The organism is Caballeronia sp. INML3B (genome assembly GCF_023631305.1).
Classification (GTDB): domain Bacteria; phylum Pseudomonadota; class Gammaproteobacteria; order Burkholderiales; family Burkholderiaceae; genus Caballeronia; species Caballeronia turbans.
The window spans coordinates 68,408-90,807 of record NZ_JALQDI010000059.1 but is presented as its reverse complement, the minus strand read 5'-3'; the positions used below and the strand labels follow the sequence as shown (position 1 = coordinate 90,807).

19 protein-coding genes are annotated in these 22,400 nt (G+C 63.6%); 13 read left to right on the top strand and 6 right to left on the bottom strand.

What is annotated here, in order from left to right:
* Nucleotides 1-79: 79 nt before the first annotated feature.
* From NCS58_RS26225 to NCS58_RS26210, 4 genes are all read left to right on the top strand, one after another.
* The gene (locus NCS58_RS26225; RefSeq protein WP_061116326.1) at nucleotides 80-706 is read left to right on the top strand and encodes a glutathione S-transferase family protein; all 627 of its coding nucleotides are present in this window, start codon (nucleotides 80-82) and stop codon (nucleotides 704-706) included.
* A gap of 16 nt (nucleotides 707-722) precedes the next feature.
* Entirely contained in the window at nucleotides 723-1,358 is a 636-nt protein-coding gene (locus NCS58_RS26220; RefSeq protein ID WP_061116325.1) for a glutathione S-transferase family protein, read from the top strand.
* Between the two features lie 93 nt (nucleotides 1,359-1,451).
* Nucleotides 1,452-3,095 (top strand): acyl-CoA synthetase, encoded by a 1,644-nt coding sequence (locus tag NCS58_RS26215; protein WP_250477806.1) that lies wholly within the window; start codon nucleotides 1,452-1,454, stop codon nucleotides 3,093-3,095.
* Between the two features lie 14 nt (nucleotides 3,096-3,109).
* Entirely contained in the window at nucleotides 3,110-3,889 is a 780-nt protein-coding gene (locus tag NCS58_RS26210) for an enoyl-CoA hydratase (RefSeq protein ID WP_061116521.1), read from the top strand.
* Nucleotides 3,890-3,894: 5 nt separating this feature from the next.
* On the opposite strand, the gene NCS58_RS26205 is transcribed toward NCS58_RS26210, so the two are convergent.
* Complete coding sequence (locus tag NCS58_RS26205; protein WP_061116323.1) at nucleotides 3,895-4,284, bottom strand: DUF779 domain-containing protein; 390 nt, start codon at nucleotides 4,282-4,284, stop codon at nucleotides 3,895-3,897.
* A 56-nt stretch (nucleotides 4,285-4,340) separates the two neighbouring features.
* On the bottom strand, nucleotides 4,341-5,861 hold the full coding sequence (gene adh, locus NCS58_RS26200; protein ID WP_061116322.1) for an aldehyde dehydrogenase: 1,521 nt from the start codon (nucleotides 5,859-5,861) through the stop codon (nucleotides 4,341-4,343).
* A 532-nt stretch (nucleotides 5,862-6,393) separates the two neighbouring features.
* On the opposite strand from adh, the gene NCS58_RS26195 reads away from it, so the two are divergent.
* The 3 genes from NCS58_RS26195 to NCS58_RS26185 all read left to right on the top strand — a co-directional run bounded on the left by NCS58_RS26195 (nucleotide 6,394) and on the right by NCS58_RS26185 (nucleotide 8,977).
* Nucleotides 6,394-7,791 (top strand): OFA family MFS transporter, encoded by a 1,398-nt coding sequence (locus tag NCS58_RS26195; protein ID WP_061116321.1) that lies wholly within the window; start codon nucleotides 6,394-6,396, stop codon nucleotides 7,789-7,791.
* A 21-nt stretch (nucleotides 7,792-7,812) separates the two neighbouring features.
* Nucleotides 7,813-7,950 carry a hypothetical protein gene (locus NCS58_RS26190; RefSeq protein ID WP_061116320.1) on the top strand — a complete coding sequence of 46 codons (138 nt, stop codon included), beginning with the start codon at nucleotides 7,813-7,815 and terminating at the stop codon, nucleotides 7,948-7,950.
* A 721-nt stretch (nucleotides 7,951-8,671) separates the two neighbouring features.
* The gene (locus tag NCS58_RS26185) at nucleotides 8,672-8,977 is read left to right on the top strand and encodes a high-potential iron-sulfur protein (RefSeq protein WP_061116319.1); all 306 of its coding nucleotides are present in this window, start codon (nucleotides 8,672-8,674) and stop codon (nucleotides 8,975-8,977) included.
* Between the two features lie 7 nt (nucleotides 8,978-8,984).
* Here the strand turns inward: NCS58_RS26185 and NCS58_RS26180 are convergent, their stop codons facing one another.
* The gene (locus NCS58_RS26180; protein ID WP_061116318.1) at nucleotides 8,985-9,491 is read right to left on the bottom strand and encodes a DUF4019 domain-containing protein; all 507 of its coding nucleotides are present in this window, start codon (nucleotides 9,489-9,491) and stop codon (nucleotides 8,985-8,987) included.
* A 170-nt stretch (nucleotides 9,492-9,661) separates the two neighbouring features.
* Here NCS58_RS26180 and NCS58_RS26175 point away from each other — a divergent pair, with 170 nt between their 5' ends.
* Nucleotides 9,662-10,534: an endonuclease/exonuclease/phosphatase family protein gene (locus NCS58_RS26175; protein ID WP_061116317.1), complete on the top strand. Its 873-nt coding sequence runs from the start codon at nucleotides 9,662-9,664 to the stop codon at nucleotides 10,532-10,534.
* On the opposite strand, the gene NCS58_RS26170 is transcribed toward NCS58_RS26175, so the two are convergent.
* From NCS58_RS26170 to NCS58_RS26160, 3 genes are all read right to left on the bottom strand, one after another.
* On the bottom strand, nucleotides 10,531-11,598 hold the full coding sequence (locus NCS58_RS26170; RefSeq protein WP_061116316.1) for a M14 family metallopeptidase: 1,068 nt from the start codon (nucleotides 11,596-11,598) through the stop codon (nucleotides 10,531-10,533). The genes NCS58_RS26175 and NCS58_RS26170 overlap by 4 nt on opposite strands.
* A 10-nt stretch (nucleotides 11,599-11,608) precedes the next feature.
* Nucleotides 11,609-12,802: a M20 aminoacylase family protein gene (locus tag NCS58_RS26165; RefSeq protein ID WP_061116315.1), complete on the bottom strand. Its 1,194-nt coding sequence runs from the start codon at nucleotides 12,800-12,802 to the stop codon at nucleotides 11,609-11,611.
* 96 nt (nucleotides 12,803-12,898) lie between these two features.
* Nucleotides 12,899-13,795: a LysR substrate-binding domain-containing protein gene (locus NCS58_RS26160; protein WP_061116314.1), complete on the bottom strand. Its 897-nt coding sequence runs from the start codon at nucleotides 13,793-13,795 to the stop codon at nucleotides 12,899-12,901.
* A gap of 194 nt (nucleotides 13,796-13,989) precedes the next feature.
* Here NCS58_RS26160 and NCS58_RS26155 point away from each other — a divergent pair, with 194 nt between their 5' ends.
* From NCS58_RS26155 to NCS58_RS26135, 5 genes are all read left to right on the top strand, one after another.
* Entirely contained in the window at nucleotides 13,990-15,306 is a 1,317-nt protein-coding gene (locus NCS58_RS26155; RefSeq protein WP_061116313.1) for an MFS transporter, read from the top strand.
* A 556-nt stretch (nucleotides 15,307-15,862) separates the two neighbouring features.
* Nucleotides 15,863-16,429 (top strand): (2Fe-2S)-binding protein, encoded by a 567-nt coding sequence (locus NCS58_RS26150; RefSeq protein WP_096031945.1) that lies wholly within the window; start codon nucleotides 15,863-15,865, stop codon nucleotides 16,427-16,429.
* Nucleotides 16,430-16,439: 10 nt separating this feature from the next.
* Nucleotides 16,440-17,444: a xanthine dehydrogenase family protein subunit M gene (locus NCS58_RS26145; protein WP_061116312.1), complete on the top strand. Its 1,005-nt coding sequence runs from the start codon at nucleotides 16,440-16,442 to the stop codon at nucleotides 17,442-17,444.
* 21 nt (nucleotides 17,445-17,465) lie between these two features.
* Entirely contained in the window at nucleotides 17,466-19,694 is a 2,229-nt protein-coding gene (locus NCS58_RS26140; protein ID WP_061116311.1) for a xanthine dehydrogenase family protein molybdopterin-binding subunit, read from the top strand.
* Nucleotides 19,695-20,181: 487 nt separating this feature from the next.
* Nucleotides 20,182-22,359: a malate synthase G gene (locus NCS58_RS26135; protein ID WP_061116310.1), complete on the top strand. Its 2,178-nt coding sequence runs from the start codon at nucleotides 20,182-20,184 to the stop codon at nucleotides 22,357-22,359.
* Nucleotides 22,360-22,400 lie beyond the last annotated feature (41 nt).

Sequence of the window (22,400 nt, the reverse complement as noted above, 5' to 3'; positions counted from 1 at the left end):
TTTTTTAGCGAAAGTCCCCGACTCACTCTAAGATTGATCCTTCGACGCGCAACGCGACACCAACGGAGGATGACATCGAATGCTGACGATCTGGGGCAGAGCCAACTCGGTCAATGTGCAGAAAGTGCTGTGGTGCTGCGATGAAGTGGGCCTTGCGTACGAGCGAATCGACGCCGGCCTGCAATTCGGGCGCAACAACGAACCCGGCTATCTCGAGATGAACCCGATGGGCCGCGTGCCCACGCTGGTCGATGGCGATTTCGTGCTGTGGGAATCGAATTCGATCATCCGTTATCTCGCGATGCAGTACGGCGCGGCCAGCACGCTCTACCCCGCCGAGCCGAAGGTCCGGGCAAGCGCTGACCGCTGGCTCGACTGGGCACTCTCCACGCTGCAACCGGCCGAACGCCCTCTTTTCTGGGGCTATATCCGCACGAGCGCGGCGGATCGCGACGTCGGGCAACTCGCCGCCGCTGCGAACGAAGTTGAAAAGCTCTGGCGCCTCGTCGATGCGCATCTGAAAGGCCGCGACTATCTCGAAGGCAACACGTTCACCCTCGCCGATCTCGTCATTGCCGCCTATGCGCGCCGCTGGTTCGGCATCGCCGAGCTCGTGCGGCCCGCGCTCCCCGAGCTCGAACGCTGGTATATAGGCATTACCCAACGCGCGGGTTTTCAGCGTTATGTGTCGCCTGAATTGACCTGAACCGGGACGCATCGCCATGACAATCGAACTGCATACGTGGAACACGCCCAACGGACGCAAGATCAGCGTCGCGCTGGAGGAAATGCAACTGCCCTACACCGTGAAGACAGTGAACATCACGAAGGGCGAGCAGCATGCACCCGACTTTCTGCGCATCAGCCCGAACAACCGCATTCCGGCGATTGTCGATCCGGACGGCCCCGACGGCCAGCCGATCAGCATCTTCGAATCCGGCGCGATCCTGCTCTATCTCGGTGAGAAGACCGGCAAGTTCCTGCCCGCGAGCCTGCGCGAGCGCGTGCCCGTGCTCGAATGGCTGATGTGGCAGATGGGCGGCTTCGGCCCGATGCCGGGACAGGTGCATCACTTCCGCATGGTCGAGGCGGAATGCGATCGGCGCTATGCGCTGAAGCGCTATTCCGATGAAACGCGCCGTCTGTATGGCGTGCTCGACAAGCGTCTCGCGCAGGTGGAATACGTGGCGGGCGTATTATCAGTTGCCGATTTCGCGATTCTCGGCTGGGCGTGGCGGCATGAACGTCATCAGGTCTCGCTCGACGATTACCCCAGCGTCAAGCGCTGGTATGAAGCGCTGTTTGCGCGCCCGGGCGTCAAACGCGGCTTCGAGGTGAAGCTCGACGATCTCGTCTGACGGAACCGGATCGCAGCGCCAGCGTCAGTCGTGTGTAAGGCTCGCGGGCATAATCGAAGAAAGCGCATCGAAAAGCGCGCACAGGAGACGACGATGACAGCCGGCATGTACGACGATGGCCTTCCCAAGACGGCCGCCAATTTCGCGGCGCTGACGCCGCTCATGTTCATCGAGCGCGCGGCATCCGTGTATCCGACGCGCCCCGCGATCGTGCACGGCGAGGTGCGGCGCAACTGGGCCGATACCTACGCGCGTACGCGGCGGCTCGCGTCGGCGCTCGCGGCGCGTGGCATCGGTCCCGGCGATACCGTCGCCGCGATGCTGCCGAACACGCCCGAAATGGTCGAAGCGCACTTCGGCGTGCCGATGACGGGCGCCGTGCTCAACACGCTCAACACGCGGCTCGACGCCGCCACGCTCGCCTTCATGCTCGCGCATGGCGAAGCGAAAGCCGTGATCGTCGATCGCGAGTTCGCCGACGTCATGCTCCAAGCCTTGAAAGACGTGCCGCAAGACGTGCTCGTCATCGATGTCGACGATTCGCAGTACACGGGCGAGGGGGAGCGCATCGGCGAAATCGAGTATGAAGCGTTGCTCGCGAGCGGCGATCCGGCATACGAATGGTCGCCGCCATCGGACGAATGGAACGCCATCTGTCTGAACTACACGTCGGGGACGACGGGCAATCCGAAGGGCGTCGTCTATCACCATCGCGGCGCGTACACGAATGCGGTCAGCAATATCCTCGAATGGGACATGCCGAAGCATGCCGTGTACTTGTGGACACTGCCGATGTTCCATTGCAACGGCTGGTGCTTCCCGTGGACCGTGGCCGCCCGCGCGGGCGTGAACGTGTGCCTGCGCCGCGTCGATGCGAAGGCCATCTTCGATCTCATTCGCAACGAAGGCGTCACACATTACTGCGGTGCGCCGATCGTGCAGAACCTGCTCGTCAACGCACCCGACGAGATGAAAGCCGGCATCGAGCAGAAGGTTCACGCGATGGTCGCGGGCGCCGCGCCGCCCGCCGCGATGATCGAAGGCATGGAGCGCATGGGCTTCGAGCTGACTCACGTCTACGGCCTCACCGAGGTCTATGGACCGGCCACGGTCTGTCCGCAGCAGGCCGAATGGAGCGCGCTCGATATCGGCGAACGCGCGCGGCTCAATGCGCGGCAAGGCGTGCGCTATCACCTGCAGGATGCCGTGACCGTGCGCGATCCGCTTTCGATGGAACTCGTGCCTTCGGACGGCGAGACGATCGGCGAGATCATGTTTCGCGGCAACATCGCGATGAAGGGCTATCTGAAGAACCCTGCTGCGACCGAAGAAGCGTTTCGCGGCGGCTGGTTCCATACAGGCGATCTCGCGGTGGCCTATCCCGATGGCTACGTGCGCATCAAGGATCGCAGCAAGGACATCATCATCTCGGGCGGCGAGAACATATCGAGCATCGAAGTGGAGGATGTGCTGTACCGGCATCCTGCCGTGCTTGCCGTGGCGGTCGTCGCGAAACCCGATACGCGCTGGGGCGAAACGCCATGCGCGTTCGTCGAGCTGAAGTCCGGTGCGCAAGTCAGTGCGGAGGATTTGATCGCGCATTGCAAAAAGCATCTCGCGGGCTTCAAGGTGCCACGCGCGATCGAGTTCTGCGAGTTGCCGAAAACGTCCACCGGCAAGATTCAGAAGTTCGAACTGCGCAAGCGCGCGGGCTCGGTCGCCGCGATCGACGTTTGAAGGAGAGCATGAGCATGAGCGAACTCGTTCTGATCGAACGCGATGCGTATGACACCAACGGCGTCGTCAAACTCACACTGAATCGGCCCGATGCGTTCAACGCATTATCGGAAGCCATGCTCGAAGCGCTCGAACAAGGGCTGAAGGAGATCGCCGGATCGGATGCGCGTGTCGTCGTGCTCGCGGGCGCGGGACGCGCGTTCTGCGCAGGCCACGATCTGAAAGAGATGCGCGCTGAACCCGCGCTCGACTACTATCGCGAGCTTTTCGCGCGCTGCTCGCGCATGATGCTGACGATCCAGCGCATGCCGCAACCGGTGATCGCGCGCGTGCATGGCATTGCCACCGCGGCGGGCTGCCAACTGGTCGCAATGTGCGATCTCGCGGTGGCATCGAGCGACGCGCGTTTCGCCGTGTCGGGCGTGAATCTCGGGCTTTTCTGCGCGACGCCGGGCGTGCCGCTGTCGCGCAACGTATCGCGCAAGGCCGCGTTCGAGATGCTTTTTACCGGCGAGTTCATCGATGCAGCCACCGCGCGCGAACGCGGCCTCGTGAATCGCGTCGCGTCGCCAGTCGAACTCGACGATGCCGTTCGCACGCTTGCCGCGACCATCGCCGCCAAGCCGCGCGAAGCAGTAGCGGCGGGCAAGGGTTTGTTCTATCGGCAACTCGAAACCGGCATCGAAGCTGCATACGCACTCGCATCGGAAACGATGGCCTGCAACATGATGCAGGACGCCACGCTCGAAGGAACGCAGGCGTTCATCGAGAAGCGTCCGCCGCGATGGGACTGAATCGCTTAGCTCACGTGCTCGACCGGATGTTTTTCGAGCCACGCGTTCTGTTCATCGCTATATAAGCGCGAGCGCGTGAGAAAGCGCAAACCTGACGGACGCTCCAGCGAAAACATGCCGCCGTTGCCCGGCACGGCATCGATGATGAGCTGCGTGTGCTGCCAGTACTCGTACTGAGATTCGGTCATGTAGAACGGCACGCCGCCGATCGCGCCGAGCTTGACGTCCGAGCCGCCCACCATGAATTCGCTGACCGGAAAGCACATCGGGGCGCTGCCGTCGCAGCATCCGCCGGATTGATGGAACAGCACCTCGCCGTGCTCGGCCTTCAGCTTTTCGATCAAGTCGATCGCGGCGGGCGTCGCGGTCACGCGCTGCACTTCCTGTTCGCTCATGATGTCCCCGTTGTTCGAGCCGGCCGCCGTCGCAAAGGACGGCGGCCCCGCAGGCTTTAGAAGAAGCCGAGCGGCTTGTCGCTGTAGCTGACGAGCATGTTCTTCGTCTGCTGATAGTGATCGAGCATCATCTTGTGATTCTCACGTCCGATGCCCGACTGCTTGTAGCCGCCGAACGCCGCGTGCGCCGGATACGCGTGATAGCAGTTGGTCCATACGCGTCCCGCCTGAATCGCGCGGCCGAAGCGATACGCGCGTGTGCCATCGCGCGTCCATACGCCCGCCCCGAGACCGTAGAGCGTATCGTTCGCGATTTCGAGCGCCTCTTCCTCGGTCTTGAAAGTCGTCACCGACAGCACCGGCCCGAAGATTTCCTCCTGGAAGATGCGCATCTTGTTGTGGCCTTTGAAGACCGTCGGCTTGATGTAGTAGCCGTTCTTCAGCTCGCCATCGAACGTCGCGCGCTCACCGCCTGAGAGGCACTCCGCGCCTTCCTGCTTACCGAGATCGATGTACGACAGGATCTTCTGGAGCTGCTCCTGCGATGCCTGCGCGCCGATCATCGTCTTCGTGTCGAGCGGATGCCCCTGCGCGATCGCCGCGACGCGCTTCAACGCGCGTTCCATGAAGCGCTCATAGATCGATTCCTGCACAAGCGCGCGCGACGGGCACGTGCACACTTCGCCCTGGTTCAGCGCGAACATGGTGAAGCCTTCGAGGGCCTTGTCGAAGAAGCTGTCGTCGGCGCTCAGCACATCCTCGAAGAAGATGTTCGGGCTCTTGCCGCCGAGTTCGAGCGTCACGGGAATCAGGTTCTGGCTCGCGTACTGCATGATGAGGCGGCCGGTCGTGGTCTCGCCGGTGAACGCGATCTTCGCGATGCGCTTGTTCGATGCGAGCGGCTTGCCCGCTTCCAGACCGAAGCCGTTCACGACGTTGAGCACGCCCGGCGGCAGCAGATCTTCGATCACCTCGAGCAGCACGAGAATCGACGCGGGCGTCTGCTCCGCCGGCTTCAGCACGACGCAGTTGCCGGCGGCGAGCGCGGGCGCGAGCTTCCATACGGCCATCAGAATCGGGAAGTTCCACGGAATGATCTGCCCGACGACGCCGAGCGGCTCATGGAAGTGATACGCGACCGTATCGTGATCGATCTCGGAGATGCCGCCTTCCTGCGAACGCGCCGCGCTCGCGAAATAGCGGAAGTGATCGATCGCGAGCGGAATGTCCGCGGCCATCGTCTCGCGCAGCGGCTTGCCGTTGTCGATGGACTCCGCGAGCGCGAGACGCGACAGGTTCTGCTCCATGCGATCGGCGAGCTTCAGCAGAAGGTTCGCGCGGTCGGTGACGGATGTCCTGCCCCACGACGTCTTCGCCGCGTGCGCCGCGTCGAGCGCGGCTTCGATATCGGCTTCGCGCGAACGCGGGATCGACGTGAAGGGCTCGCCGGTGATCGGCGAGATGTTGTCGAAATACTCGCCGCCCGCGGGCGGCATCCACTTGCCGCCGATGAAGTTGCCGTACTGCTTCTTGTAGGGGTATTCGGTGCTCAGGAACTGCATCTCTGCGTGATTCATTTGTGTGTGCTCCTCGCATGTCGACGTGAATGGGCCGGTACTGCATGTGTCCGGCGCCGGTCGCTCTTGATTGCGAGTTCCATGCCATCGCGCGCGCGATGTCGCAAGCGGCGCGCAAGCCGCATCGGCATGCGGTTTCGGGGCGCATCGTCAGGGTTTATACGAGGCCGATGTGAACTGTTCACATTCAGAACACCTGCTCCCACCTGTAGCGATGCGACGCAACGCAGATCGCGTGTCCGGGCGCCCTGCACAAGCATGATTTGCTGCGGGCAAACGCTTATGGCACGAGTGTTCATATTGCAAAGCCCTTCACACTTGTCTATGGTCATGCCAGCCGTGGCAAAGCGCCGCACCCCATATGTCGTTGCATCGCATGTTTGGGCGGCGCGAATGGCCTTGCGATCAGTCGATGAAGACCGCATCGACTCGCATGACCACGGCGGGCTGCTCGTGTCCGGCGACCCCGGCGCAGCACCTCAAGCAAACGATGCGCGCGCACGTGCATGCATGACGCGCCACGGAGACCACGATGAACAGCACAATCAATCAAGGGGCCGTGCACGGCCCGACAGGCTTTTTTTCCAAGCAGGCGACCATCGCCCGGCCCGGGTTCACGCGCTGGATGGTGCCGCCCGCCGCGCTGGCTGTTCACCTGTGCATCGGGCAGGCGTATGCGTTCTCGGTGTTCAATGCGCCGCTCACGAAGATCATCGGCATCACCAGTTCGGCACCCGATGACTGGTCACTGACGACGCTCGGCTGGATCTTCTCGCTCGCGATCGTATTTCTCGGCTTGTCCGCCGCGTTCGCAGGCAAATGGCTGGAGAAGGTCGGCCCGCGCCGCACGATGTTCACCGCGGCCTGCTGCTTCGGCGGCGGCTTTCTCGTTTCGGCGCTCGGCGTCCATCTGCATCAGATCTGGCTGCTGTATCTCGGTTACGGCGTGATCGGCGGCATCGGGCTCGGGCTCGGCTATGTGTCGCCGGTATCGACGCTCATCCGCTGGTTCCCGGACCGCCGCGGCATGGCGACGGGCATGGCGATCATGGGCTTCGGCGGCGGCGCGATGATCGCGGCGCCCGGTTCCGTCGCGCTGATGAACCACTTCAAGAGCGCGACGAGCGCCGGCGTCGCCGAGACTTTCGTCGTGCTCGGCGTGCTGTATTTCATCTCGATGACGATCGGCGCACTCGCGATCCGCATCCCGCCGGCGGACTGGAAGCCGGCTGGCTGGACGCCGCCTGTGACCGCCAACAAGATGATCACGAAGAATCACGTGGACATCGATCAGGCGCTGAAGACGCCGCAGTTCTATCTGCTGTGGCTCGTCCTGTTCCTGAACGTGACGGCGGGCATCGGCGTGCTCGGGCAGGCCTCGGTGATGATCCAGGAGAGCTTCAAGGCCTCGATCACGGCGGGTGCGGCGGCGGGCTTCGTCGGGCTGCTGTCGCTCTTCAACATGGGCGGGCGCTTCGTGTGGGCGTCGGCGTCGGACTGGATCGGGCGCAAGAACACTTACTTCGTGTTCTTTGCGCTGGGCGCGGTGTTGTACTTCCTCGTGCCGCAGTTTGCGGGCGCGGGCAACATCGCGCTCTTCGTACTGGCCTACGGCATCATCCTTTCCATGTACGGCGGCGGCTTCGCGACCATTCCCGCGTACCTCGCGGACATGTTCGGCACGGCGTTCGTCGGCGGGATTCACGGCCGGCTGCTGACCGCGTGGGCGGCGGCGGGCGTCGCGGGTCCGGTGCTCGTCAACTACGTGCGTGCCTATCAGGTGGCGCATGGCGTCGTCGGCGCCGAAGCGTACACGATGACGCTGCACATCATGGCCGTGCTGCTCGTCGTTGGCTTCATCTGCAATCTGCTCGTCACGCGCGTGCATGAGAAGCACCACATGGACACGTCGCCGCAGACGGCGAACTAAAAGTCAAAGAGGAGATCCGCGATGAATGACCGCATCGATACTCAGGCAGTTCACCCGTCGAATAATGGGCTGCTTCTGTTGTTCTGGGCGTATGTGCTGATTCCGCTCGGTTGGGGCGTTACGAACACGCTCACGCAGGCGATCAAGCTGTTTCAGTAATCTGAAAGGTGACATTTCCGCGCGCCGGACGGCCGATGCGATTCATCGGTTCACGGCGCGCGCTTCATTGAATCCGCGTTGAATCCGCACGATCCGAATCATGTCCCCGGCATCCTTGACGAAGGGCACCTTCCGCTAGCCGGCGCAAACGTCCTGTGCAGACAAGCTTCGCTGTGTTCCCGTGCCGAGTCCGATGGGCATCGGCATGACATTCCCCCATTGACTGACCGTCGATATTTCCAAGGATTGGTATCGACGAGCACGGGGGCATGCCAGACGGCTATTCCCGATGTTGTCAGTGCCCGCGATCCTCCACCCTGCTCAGGCTGCGGCGCGCGAGCACGCTCATGAGAAGCGTGCCGCACACGAGCGCCGCCATATACACGCCTGCCATCATCCAGTCCAATTCACTCACGGTGGTTCTCCTTCTGATTAAACCGCGGCCGGGGCGCCACGGGGTCACGCGATGCAACTGCGTTCTGGCCTGATTTACGGCACGCGCGCGCAAAGGTTTAGCGCGCTGGAATGAACGACGTTGGCAACACGTTCAAGGAGAATGCGAAAGCGACGCGTCAAGAAACCGATCGCGCGTACGATTTCGCAAACGTGTGGCTTGCAAACGCCGCGATGCGGGCAAGGCGGCGCGCGTCGGCGTATCGTTCGACTAGCGCCCGAGAGCGCACGACGACATTCCCCGCAGACAAGAAAACGGTCCACGACAATGAACACCTCCCGCCGCAGCTTCATGATTTTCAGCATCGGCATGGGCACGACGCTATGGCTCACGCGGGCCCGCGCCGATGTGCCGCACTTGAGCGAAGCGGATCCGGCGGCCGTCGCCGTCGGCTACACGGAAGACGCCGCCAAGGTGGACAAGGCGAAATATCCCGCCTTCGCGGCGGGACAGACATGCGCGAACTGCTCGCTGTATCAGGGCAAATCGAGCGATGCCTGGGGCGGCTGCTCGCTCTTCAACGACAAACTCGTGGCCGGCAAGGGATGGTGCGCGTCCTACACGAACATGTGAGGCCGGCTCAGCGCACCGAATAGCCGACGAACCGCCAGACCTTGTCCGAATCGAGAATGAACGTCACCATCTCGCGCGACGACTGACTGGCCTGACTGAACTGGGTGTCGAAGAGAATGTTGATGTACGCGCCGGCGGGCATGTTGCCGGTGCCGTCGTAGCGATAGTGCTTTACGCCCATCGGCATGCGCAGGCCCGGAGCGCCCAGCGGCAAACGGTCGCGCGCGATCTTCTTCATGAAGTCTTCGCGGGAAACGATCTGTTTTGCGATGGGCGAGGCCTGATCCCATACGTCGCCCGCCTTGTTCTGGTCGATCAGCCTGATGATGCTCGACGCGACCTGGGCGATATCCCGGTCCTGCTGATCGAGCGCCGCCTGCTGCTCCTTCGTGAGCGAGCGCGTTGCGGCGGGTTGAACCGCTTGCTGTGCTGGCTGAGTTTGTTGCGCGTGGCACGCGACGCCCGCTGAAAAGAGCAGGAACGCGGCGAGAGAGACGGAAAAGCGTGATTTCATGACGGACGACGTTCGTTTCCACGGCGCAGATTGTATCGCCGTCCGCGACGCGAACGGTAAGAAATACTTAGTTTCGGAAATTTGCACGGAGCCGCGAGCATGTGCGGTCGAGCACACGTCTTGCTTAAGGATTGAACAGTGGCTTCCAACGCTTTTCGCCGAGGTTCGACATGCGGCTAGTCGACTGGAACATTCAATGGGGACGCGGCGTGGATGGCCGCGTCGATCTCGCGCGCATCGTCGCCGAAGCAAAGGCGCTGCACGATTTCGACATCCTGTGCCTGCAGGAAGTGACGCGCGGCTTTCACGAAAGCGAACAGGCGGGCGGACTCGGTGGCCGACCGGCCCCCGACCAATTCGCCGAGCTCGAAACGCTGATTCCCGGCGCGACCGTCATCGACGCAATCGGCTCCGATCTGCCGCCCGTGGGCGCCGGGCTCGCACGCCGTCAGTTCGGCAACGCGATCGTCAGCCGCCTGCCGGTGCGTCAGGTGTTGCGCCATTCGCTGCCGTGGCCCGCCGATCCCGCGAAGCCGTCGATGCTGCGCGTCGCGCTCGAAGCCGTCATCGAGACGGACGTAGGCCCGCTGCGCATCATCAGCACGCATCTCGAGTTTTATTCGGAGAAGCAGCGGCTCGCGCAAGTCGCGCGTTTGCGCGAACTGCACGCCGAAGCGTGCGCGCACGCGCGTCAGCCCGCGAGGGCAGAAAGTCAGGCGAGCCCGTTCGCCGACACCGCGCGGCCGACTTCCGCGATTATCTGCGGCGACTTCAACAGTGCGTTCGACGCCTCGGCGTATCGCGCGATGCTGGCGCCGCTCGCCGATGCACCGGCGTTCCTCGATGCCTGGACCTGCGCGCATCCGAACGCGCCGCGCGCGGCGACCGTCGGCCTGTACGATCACGATCAATGGCCCGATGGGCCGTTCGCCTGCGACTTCATCTTCGTCACCGAAGACCTGAAGCCGCGCATCGCGGGATGCGAAGCGGACCAGTCGAGCCGATCATCGGATCATCAGCCGATGTGGCTCGAACTTCGTTAAGCGCCTTCTTCGCGCGAAAGGCCATATAGCGCCTGCAACGCCGCTGCGCGCGCCTGCCCGACGATCATCCCGCGCCAGATATCGTCGTCGATGTAAAACGCCGCGCGAATCTGGCGGCGAATGTCGGCCTTCAGCGCAGCGGGCGCGTGCGCATGATGGCGCACCCAGACATCCGCGCGCAGCATGTCGAGCATGTCCGTGAGCGGCACCGTGCCGTACTCGATCGCAATCGATGCAATCGCGGCATGCGGGCACGTCTGCCGCAGCGTATCGAGCAAGGGCCCGGCGACATCCGCCGCGATCGACGTGCCATCCAACGGGCTCGTCACGTCCGCGCCCCACCAGCGCCGCGCACGCGCCACATCGCCGACGCAGATCTTCGCGCCGAAGCCGCTCGGCCCCAGTCCCGTATGAAAATCGATCCAGCCGATCGCCGTGCACGTCTCTCCGTATTCCGCGAGCAGACTGCGCATCGTCCGCGTGCTCCACGCGGCTTGCGCGCCGCCGTAGAACATGCCCTGCGCGTGGGTGTACTGGCCCGTCGTCACCGCTTGCTGATACGCCCATTGCCCGCGCGTTTCGATGTAGGTGCGAATCGCCGCGATGTTCGCTTCGTCAGGCGGCCAGCTCGCCGGAAGCAGCAGCTCGTGCAGCTCCGCGTAACCGGGGTTTTGCGGCAACGGCCCCGCGAAATCCACGCTGTTGCGATTCAGATCGACATTGCCTTCCGTCGTGCGGCTCAGATACGAAAAGCCATACGGATTGATCGCATGGACCAGCAACATCGCGACGCCGAGACTCTCCATCAGCGCGGGCAATACGTCGTCGCGCATCAACGCGATCTGTGCGCCCGAGCCGCAAAAGCCTTCGACGCCATGCGTCGCGGACGTGAGCACGAGCAGGCGCTTCGCATCGGCCGGGCCGATACGCACGACATCGGTTGCGAGCGTCTCGCCTTCCAGACCGTCGATGCCTTCGAGCACGCGCGTATCGACCGCGAGTTTGCGCGCGGCGGCCGTGTCGAGAAACCGCTGACGCGCCTCGCGATACGTCGATGAAAACATGCTCACCTCCCTACGCGCGCGAAAGAAACGCTTCGACCAGACGCACCCAGTACGTCGAGCCGAGCGTGAGCACGTCATCGTTGAAATCGTAGCTGCTGTTATGCAGCATGCACGGTCCGATGCCATGACCGTGTTCGCGATGCTCACCCAGTCCGTTGCCGATATACCCGTAGCAGCCCGGCCGTTCCAGCAGCATGAACGAGAAGTCCTCCGCGCCCATCGTCGGATCGACGTTCGTGTTCACCTTCTGCGCACCGACGACATCGCGCATCACGCCAAGCGCGAATTGCGTCTCGCTCTGCGTGTTCACCGTCGGCGGATAGTTGCGTACGAAACTAACTTCAGCCTTGCACCGATAAGCCGCCGCCGTTGCCGCGACGATCTCCCTCATGCGCGTCTCGATCAGATCGAGCACGTCGGTGGAAAACGTGCGCACGGTGCCGCCGAGCGTCGCGGTCGTCGGGATCGCGTTGATCGCGTGGCCCGCCTGCATGCGCGTGATCGAGAGCACGGCCGCGTCGATGGGCCGCTTGTTGCGCGTCACGATGCTCTGCAAGCCCGTGCCGATCTGCAGCGCGGTGAACACAGGATCGACGCCATCGTGCGGAATGGCCGCATGCGCGCCCACGCCCTCGATGCGGATCTCGAACTCGTTGCTCGATGCCTGCGTCGCGCCCACACGCGCACCGAATTCGCCCGCCGCCATGCCCGGCCAGTTGTGCAGCGCGAACACGGCATCGACGGGAAAGCGCTCGAAGAGGCCGTCTTCGATCATCGCTTTCGCGCCGCCCCCGCCTTCTTCGGCGGGCTGAAAGATGAAGACGACCGTGCCGTCGAAATCACGGTGGTTCGCAAGGTATTGCGCAGCGCCGAGCAGCATCGCGGTGTGGCCGTCGTGGCCGCACGCATGCATCTTGTTCTCGTGACGCGACGCATGCGCAAACGTGTTCAGCTCAGGAATCGGCAGCGCGTCCATGTCGGCGCGCAGGCCGATCGCGCGCTTGCTCGCGCCTTTCTTCAACACACCGACCACGCCCGTCTTGCCGAGCCCGCGCGTCACTTCGATATCCCAGCTTTCGAGCTTTTGCGCGACCAGTTCCGCCGTGCGCGCTTCTTCGTAGCAGAGTTCGGGATGCGCGTGAATATCGCGGCGAATGGATTGAATCTCGTCGCGCGACCGGGCGATCTCGGGAATGATCGACATGCTTTCCTCATGTGTGAGTGAGTGACCCGAAGCATTGTCGATGGCCGGAAATAACAGCGAAAGCTGATATTCCTTGTCCGTGACTTAAGGAAAGCTTTAGCTTTCGCGCGGCGGTATGGCACCGCGCGAACGCATGCGGATGCGCTCCTGCACGATGCTCATGACCGCGTGCCGGTCGTGAATCTTGCGCTCCAGCATGCCGACGACGCGCCGCGGCGTATTCTTCGCGAGCGGCAGCACGCGCAACGCCGGATCGCTCGCCCACGAGCCGTATTCGAGCAGCGGCACGACAGAAACGCCCGCGTCCTGCCGCACGAGTTCGACGATCACTTCGAGCGAATTCAGTTCGAGGAACTCGTTCACGACGAGCCGGTTGTGCTTCAACGCGCGATCGATCAGCGCGCCCGTTCGCTGCGCGCGATCGAAACGCAGAAACGGCCGGCTCGCGAGCATGTCGGCTGCGCTGGCGGGGGCGCTGCCGGGCGTTCCTATCGCGACGAGCGGCTCCGCATAGAGCGGTGTCCAGTTGAGGCTCGCCGGCGTCTTGCCCGCCATCTCGACGATCACCGCCGCGTCGATCTCGCCTGCTTCCACCTGCGGCGCGAGGGCAAGCGCCTTGCCCGTGAAAAGCCGCACATCGAGGCGCGGATACTGGCCTTTCAATTCGGTGACGACGGACGCGAGCGCGCCCATCGCCGAATCGACCGCGCCGATGGCAACCGATCCCGCGATTTCATCGTCGAGGCCCGTGAGCCGCATGCTGTCGTAGAGCGCGACGATGCGCTCCGCCTGCGGCAAAACCTGCTTGCCGATGCTCGTCAACCGGTTGGTGCGCCCCACGCGGTCGAAGAGCGGCCGCTTCAGATCGTCTTCGAGCGATTGCATCTGCATGCTCACGGCGGCTTGCGTGAGCGCCACTTTCTCGGCGGCGGCGGCGAAAGAGCCGTAACGCGCGACGGCGATGAAGGTGCGCAAAAAGCGAATGTTGCTCATCGTGTCTTGGGGACAACCCGAACCGTTCGATCAGGTTTCCTTGAGTGTCAGTTCAGAAATTCTATATTTTCTTATTTCAACTCGGCGTAATGTTTGCGTGTTGCAGCGGCTCGCGCGCCTCCCGCGGCGCGAGCCAGTAAAAGACCGGATGTCGTCGCCCTGATCAATCGCCCCACGCCCACGGAGTGCATTCGATGAGCACCGTACTACCTGCAGCCCACGCGGCCGAACAGAACGCCGCGCTCAATCTGTCCGGCCGACGAGCGATCGTCGTATCGACCATCGGCAACGCGCTCGAATGGTTCGACTTCATGGTCTACGGCTTCTTCGCCGTCATCATCGCCAAGCTGTACTTTCCCGCAACGAATCCCACCATCTCATTGCTCGCGACCTGGGCGACGTTCGGCGTCGGCTTTCTGACGCGGCCGCTCGGCGGGATCGTGCTGGGCGCGGTTGCGGACCGCGTCGGACGCAAGTCGGCGCTCACGCTCACCATCTCGCTGATGGCGGTCGGCATCGCGATCATCGCGTTCGCGCCGACGTATGCGGCGATCGGCATCGCCGCGCCCCTGTTGATGCTGCTCGGCCGCCTGATTCAGGGCTTCTCGGCGGGCGGCGAAGTGGGCTGCGCGACGGCGTTTCTCGTCGAATACGCGCCCGCCAACAAACGCGGCTATTTCGGCAGCTTCCAGATGGTCGCGCAGGCAGCGGCGAGTCTCGCGGGCTCGTTTTTCGGCGCGGTGCTCACGCGCACGCTGAGTCCCGAGCATCTGAACAGCTGGGGCTGGCGCATCCCGTTCGTGATCGGCCTCCTGATCGTGCCGGTAGGCTTGTATCTGCGCTCGAAACTGGATGAGTCGCCCGTGTTCGTCGAGAAGGCGCAGAAGAACGAACTGAGCGCGCGTCCGATCCGCGACACCGCCACGAAGCACTGGATGCCCGTGCTCGCGGGTTTCGGCCTCACGGTGTTCGGCACCATCGGCACATACATCTTCCTGCTGTATCTGCCGACGCACGCCACGCGCGTCCTGCACATGGCGCTGACCGACGGCCTCATCAGCTCGACGATCGGCGCGCTCGTGTATCTCGTCTGCTGCCCGATCTTCGGCCGGCTCTCGGACCGCATCGGCCGCAAGAAGCTGATGGCGACCGCGCTCGCGCTGTCGCTCGTCACGGCGTATCCGATCTTCGCCGTGCTCACTGCGCATCCGAGCCTGCCGATGCTGGTCGTCTGCCAGGCGCTTCTGATGACTTACCTCGGCATCTTCCAGGGCTGCTATCCGGCGTTCATCTCCGAACTGCTGCCGTCGAGCGTGCGTTCGACGGGCATCTCGGTGAGCTACAACGTCGCGGTGATGATCTTCGGCGGCTTCGCGCCGGCCATCGTGCAATGGCTGACGATGACTACGGGCGACCCGCTTTCGATCTGCTACTACGTGATTTTCGGCAGCGCGGTCGCGCTTCTGACGATCCTCCCGCTGCGCGACCGCTATAGCGAAGCGCTGCGGTAAGGCTGCTGCATGGTGTTCGCAAACGAAGGAGAATGGGCTGCCCGCACGGAAGTCCGGCCCGCTTAAGTCTGAATTAAGAAAGCGCGCTTAGGCTGAGGACTGACCGACCCACCCCTCCTTCCGGCCGCGCAAGCGGCCATTTTTTTGGAGCGACACGGTGCAGATGATCGTCCGCTTGTTCCTGATCCTCGTGGCGCTCGTGGTCTTCACCACGGTCGGCGTGTTCCTTCTTTCGCTCGTCGCGCGGGCCGGCATCACGCACTGAATCCTTTCCGCGCTGTGGGCATGCTTCGTGCGCCCGCAGCATCCCGTGGCCCGCGCGCGAGCTTTCGGTCGGGAAAGTTTCGCGTCAGGTGCCTATACTGGCTGAGTGTCGTCTTTCGCCGCATCGCCCGCGCCCGAAGGTCCTGCGCGCCCCGCACAGACCCTTTTCGCCGCCTTTCCTTCGCGCCATCGCGCTCGACACGCTTCGCCGCATCTTCGTCTCTCCCACGCTTTGCCGCGTCATCGCCGCGTTTCGTGCAGCGCGTGCTGCACATTTCCAGGAGATTGCCCGATGCCACAACGTCATACCCCCCAATCGAAAACTACACACGCCGATACGCCGAACAAGGCACTGGCGCCATTGCCGGCCAAGGCGGACGACTCGGCCGCAACGTTCACCTTTACTGTCAACGGCGCGAGCCATACGCTTTCCCTCGATCCGCGCACGACCTTATTAGATGCACTGCGGGAGCATCTTCACCTCACCGGCACGAAAAAGGGCTGCGATCACGGCCAATGCGGCGCATGCACCGTTCACGTGAACGGCCGCCGCGTGAATTCGTGCCTGTGTTTCGCCGCCGCCTGCGAAGGCGACACCATCACGACGATCGAAGGCATTGGCGAAGTCGACGCGCTGCATCCGCTGCAGGCCGCGTTCGTCGAATGCGATGGTTATCAGTGCGGCTACTGCACGGCAGGCCAGCTGATGTCGGCGGTGGCGCTGCTCGACGAACCCATCGGCCCGAGGGACGACGACGTGCGCGAAGCGATGAGCGGCAACCTGTGCCGCTGCGGCGCGTATCAGAACATCGTCGGCGCGATCCAGTCGGTGCGGGCGAACAAGTCGTCGTCGGAATAAGGAGAGCGACATGGACATGTTCCAACTCTCCCGCGCACGCGACATGCGCGATGCGATCAATGCGGGCGCACTCGCGCATACCGCGCAGCAAGGCGCGGAAGTGCGCTTTCTCGCGGGCGGCACGACGCTGCTCGACCTGATGAAGCTCAACGTCGAGCGGCCGATGCGCGTCATCGATATCAGCCGCCTGCCGCTCGACGAGATCGAGGCAACGAACGACGGCGGCGTGCGTATCGGCGCGACCTCGCGCAACTCGGATCTCGCGCATCATCCGCTGATTCGCGATCGTTATGCGGTGCTGTCGCAAGCGGTGCTCTCCGGCGCGTCCGTGCAGTTGCGCAACATGGCGACCACGGGCGGCAATATCCTGCAACGCACGCGGTGCGTGTACTTTCGCGACACGACGTCGCCGTGCAACAAGCGCGAGCCGGGCAGCGGCTGTTCCGCGATTCAGGGCTTCAATCGCATGATGGCGATTCTCGGCACGAGCGAGTCGTGCATCGCGAGCAATCCGTCGGACATGTGCGTGGCGCTGCAGGCGCTCGAAGCGACGATTCACGTGGAAGGCACGGCCGGCAAGCGCGCGATTCCCATCGATGAATTCTTTCTCGTTCCCGGCACCACGCCCGATCGCGAGAACGTGCTCGATGCCGGCGATCTGATCACGCACGTCACGTTGCCCCCGCCGGTCGAAGGTACGCGCTCGGCCTATCTCAAGCTGCGCGATCGCGCGTCGTATGAGTTCGCGCTGGCGTCGGCAGGTGTCGTGATCGGCGTGAAGGATGGGCGCATCGCGCATGCGCGCGTGGCACTCGGCGGCGTCGGCACGAAGCCGTGGCGCTCGCGCGAGGCGGAGAAGGAGTTGCAGGACGCCGCGCCCGACGAAGCCACGTTCAGGCGCGCCGCCGATGCCGCGCTCGCCGGTGCGAAGCCGCAAAGCGAGAACGGCTTCAAGGTCGAGCTATCGAAGCGATGCATCGTGCATACGCTCAAGATGGTCACGCAAACGTCCTGAACCCGACCGAGGAACCCGAATATGTCCACCGCGCCCGACATCACGCAGTCTTTTATTGGACGGCCCCAGTCGCGCATCGACGGACCGCTGAAGGTCTGCGGCCGCGCGACTTATACCTCCGACGTCGACCTGCCCGGCATGCTGCACGCCGTGCCGGTCGGCGCCACCATCGCGAGCGGCAGGATCACGTCGCTCGAATTCGCCGCCGCGCAAGCCATGCCCGGCGTGAAGCTGATTCTTCATCGCGGCAATATCGGCCGCTTCTATCGCATCTCCGGCAATTCGATCGATACCGGTTTCGTCGACGAGACCCGGCCGCCGTTCGAAGACGACATCATTCGCTATTACGGGCAGTACGTGGCGCTCGTCGTCGCGGACACGTTCGAAGCGGCGAGCGCCGCGGCTGCCGCGATCAAGGTCGGCTACGACAAGACCCCGCACGACGTGAGCACGACGCTCGACGCGAACGAGAAGCCCGACATCCAGAGCGAGCGCGGCGATCCCGACAAGGCATTCGACGACGCGCCCGTCAAGGTCGATGAAACCTACGTGACGCCCGTCGAAACGCATAACCCGATCGAGTTGCATGCGACCGTCGCGCACTGGGACGGCGAGCGCTACACGTTCTATGAAACGAGTCAGGCCGTCGCCAACCATCAGGGCACGCTCATGCAGATGCTCGGCCTGCCGAAAGAAAAAGTGCGCGTGATCTCGCGCTATCTCGGCTCGGGCTTCGGCGGCAAGTTGTGGATGTGGCCGCATTCGCTGCTCGCCGCGGCGGCGACGCGGCAACTGGAGCGTCCCGTCAAGCTCGTGCTTTCGCGCAAGATGATGTTTCAGAACGTCGGGCACCGGCCGACGACGCAGCAACGCGTGCGGCTCGCGGCGACGCAGGACGGCAAGCTCGTCTCGCTGCGGCACGACTTCCTGAACCACGCGGCCATCGCCGACGATTACCTGGAAGACTGCGGCGAAGCGACGCCGTCGATGTACAGCACGCCGAATTTGCGCGTGACGGGCGGCACCGTGAAACGCAATGTCGGCTCGCCCACGTCGATGCGCGGGCCAGGCGCGGTGCCCGGCCTGTACGCACTCGAATCGGCGATGGACGAGCTGGCCGTCGCCTTGAAGATCGACCCTGTCGAACTGCGCTTGCGCAATGAACCGAGCGTCGACGAAAGCAGCGGCCTGCCGTTTTCGTCGCGGCATTTCGTCGAGTGCCTGAAGACGGGCGCGGAGAAGTTCGGCTGGTCGAAGCGCACGCCGGAAGTCGGCTCGATGACGCGCGACGGTCTCACGCTCGGCTGGGGCGTCGGCGCGTGCAATTGGCCGGGTCTGCGCTTTTCGGCGGAGGCGACCGTCGATCTGCGTTCGGACGGCACCGCGCGCGTCGCGTGCGGGACGCAGGATATCGGCACGGGCACGTACACGATCCTCGCGCAGCTCGTCGCGGAACATACGGGCATTCCGCTCGACAGGATCGAAGTCGGCCTCGGCGATACGTCGCTGCCGCTCGGTCCGGTATCGGGCGGATCGGCGGCGACCGCATCGGTGATCCCGGCGGTATCGGATGCCGTTCGTGCGGCGATCAAGACGCTCCTCGCGCGCGCCGTGAAGGCGGAAGAAATGCCGTTCGCGGGCGCGAAAGCCGAAGAGCTGGCGATGAGCGGCGGCTACGTGCATCGCAAGAACGAGCGGCCCGAAAGCGGCGTGCCGTACGCGCGCATTCTCGAAGCGGCGAAGCTGCATGCGGCATCGGGCAGCGGCAGTGCGAAAGGCGGCTTCGACGATCCGCTGAAGAAGAAGTGGTCGATCCACTCGTACGGCGCGCACTTCGCCGAAGTGACGTGGGAGCCGGCGACCGCGCGGCTGCGGGTGAGCCGCGTCGTGACGGTCATCGACGGGGGCAAGATCCTGAATCCGCGTGCGGCACGCAATCAGATCGAAGGCGCGGTCGTGATGGGTGTCGGCATGGCGCTCTTCGAGCACACCGTCTACGACGAACGAAGCGGCGCGCCGGTCAACAGCAGCCTTGCGGATTACGTCGTCGCGACCAACGCCGATACGCCGAAGATGGACGTCACCTTCCTCGATCATCCGGACACGGTCTTCAACGAGCTGGGCGCGCGCGGTATCGCGGAGATCGGGCTCGCGGGGATCGCGGCGGCGATCACCGGTGCGGTGTATCACGCAACGGGCGTGCGGGTGAGAAAGCTGCCGGTGATGATTGAAGATTTGCTGAAGGCGTAGCTGTAGATCTCGTTGAGCCCGGTGTTTCGTGTCTTTCATCGGCACGAATGCCGGGCTCGGACAGCCGTCCATTCCTGGCTGAGAACGATCTGGCACCCGGACTGAAGCTGCATTCACTGAAGGTCTTCACCCCGTGCGACCGAACCGAAGATACGTGCATTCGATCGCCCTAAAAGCTCATCGCGCGAAGATCCCCCCGCGCGCTACCTGATCGCACGCGCGATGCAAACATTGCAGGTGCCGTTCCGGCATGAGCCGAGACGCATCGGCTTTGCCCGAGTACGTCGACCACGTCCGCACGGCGATCGAGCGTATCCCGAGGTGCCGTTTCAGTTGCTTGCGCCTCCGATGCCCCGCGCGTGCCACGCACCCCTGCAGGCACGCGACTTGCAAATCCCCCGCGCTTCGATCCTCCCTCAAGACGCGCTACCATAGAGCCCAGCCCATCCCCAAACCCTGTGCAGCAGCAAACTCAGCCGGAGTGCCCATGACCGACATGATCAAACAACACGGCCTGCAGGTCGACGCGAGTCTCGCGAAATTCGTCGATGAAGAAGCCATCCCCGGCACGGGCGTCGACAGCGCGTCCTTCTGGAAGGGATTCGATGCCATCGTTCACGATCTCGCGCCGAAGAACCGCGCGCTGCTCGCCGAGCGCGACCGCCTCCAGACCGAGCTCGACAACTGGCATCGCAGCAATCCCGGCCCGGTTCGCGATCTGCGCGCCTATCGCAAGTTTCTCGAAGAGATCGGCTATATCGTGCCCGCGCCCGCGCATGTGCAGGCGAGCACCGCCAACGTCGATCGCGAGATCGCGGAGCAGGCCGGCCCGCAACTGGTCGTGCCGCTCTCCAACCTGCGCTATGCGCTCAATGCCGCCAATGCGCGCTGGGGCAGCCTCTACGATGCGCTCTACGGCACCGATGCAATCGACGAAAGCGACGGCGCCGAGCGCACCGCGCAGTTCAATCCGAAGCGCGGGGCGAAGGTGATCGCCTATGCGCGCGCATTCCTCGACGACAACGCGCCTCTCGACCACGGCTCGCATGCCGATGCGACGAAGTACAGCGTCGAGCAAGGCAAGCTCGTCGTCACGCTGAAGGACGGCGTCAAGACCGGCCTTGCCAACGCCGAACAGTTCGCGGGCTATCAGGGCGACGCGAAAGAACCGTCCGCCATTCTGCTCAAGCACAACGACCTGCACTTCGAGATCCAGATCGACGCGAGCCACTCCATCGGCAAGACGGATGCCGCGCATGTGAAGGACGTGCTGATCGAAGCGGCGGTGAGCACGATCATCGACTGCGAAGATTCGGTCGCGGCCGTCGATGCCGCCGACAAGACGCAGCTCTATCGCAACTGGCTCGGGTTGATGCAGGGCCATCTCGCCGAGCAGGTGACGAAGAACGGCAAGACCTTCACGCGCAGCATGAACCCGGATCGCGAATACACCGCGCCGAATGGCTCGACCATCAAGCTGCACGGACGTTCGCTGCTGTTCATCCGCAACGTCGGCCATCTGATGACGAACCCCGCCGTGCTCGACCGCGACGGCAACGAGATTCCCGAAGGCATCCTCGACGCCGTGATGACCACGCTCGGCGCGATGCACGATCTGAAGAACCAGATGAACTCGCGCACGGGTTCCATCTATATCGTGAAGCCGAAGATGCACGGCCCCGCTGAAGTCGCGTTCGCGGACGAGCTCTTTTCGCGCGTCGAAGATCTGCTCGGCCTGCCGCGCCACACGATCAAGATGGGCATCATGGACGAGGAGCGTCGCACGAGCGTCAACCTCAAGGCATGTATCGCTGCGGCGGGCGCGCGCGTCGCGTTCATCAACACGGGTTTCCTGGACCGCACCGGCGACGAGATGCATTCGTCGATGGAAGCCGGCCCGATGATGCGCAAGGGCGACATGAAGTCGTCGAAATGGATCAGCTCGTACGAGCGCAACAACGTGCTCGTCGGCCTGAACACCGGCTTGCGCGGGCGCGCGCAGATCGGCAAAGGCATGTGGGCGATGCCCGATCTGATGCACGCGATGCTCGAGCAGAAGATCGCGCATCCGAAGGCCGGCGCGAACACCGCATGGGTGCCCTCGCCCACGGCAGCCACGCTGCATGCGCTGCACTATCACATGGTCGATGTGCAGCAGGTTCAGCAGGAACTCGAAAGCGTCGACTACGACAGCCAGAAGAACGAGTTGCTCGATGGCCTGCTGACGATTCCCGTCGTCGACAAGCCCACGTGGTCGGAAGATGACATCAGGAACGAGATCGAGAACAACGCGCAGGGCATCCTCGGTTATGTCGTGCGCTGGGTCGATTCGGGTGTCGGTTGCTCGAAGGTGCCGGACATTCACGATGTCGGCCTGATGGAAGACCGTGCGACTTTGCGCATTTCCAGCCAGCACATCGCGAACTGGCTGCGGCACGGCATCGTCACGGAAGAGCAGGTTCGCCAGACGCTCGAGCGCATGGCCGCGGTCGTCGACAAGCAGAACGAAGCCGACCCGTACTATCGCCCGATGGCGCCTTCGTTCGACAGCTCGTTCGCCTTCAAGGCCGCGTGCGCGCTGGTGTTCGAAGGACGCACGCAGCCGAGCGGTTATACGGAACCGCTGCTGCACAAGTTCCGTCTCGCCGTGAAGGCATCGACGTAACGCGATAGATCGCGCACATGCGGCATCGCGCCGTATGTGCG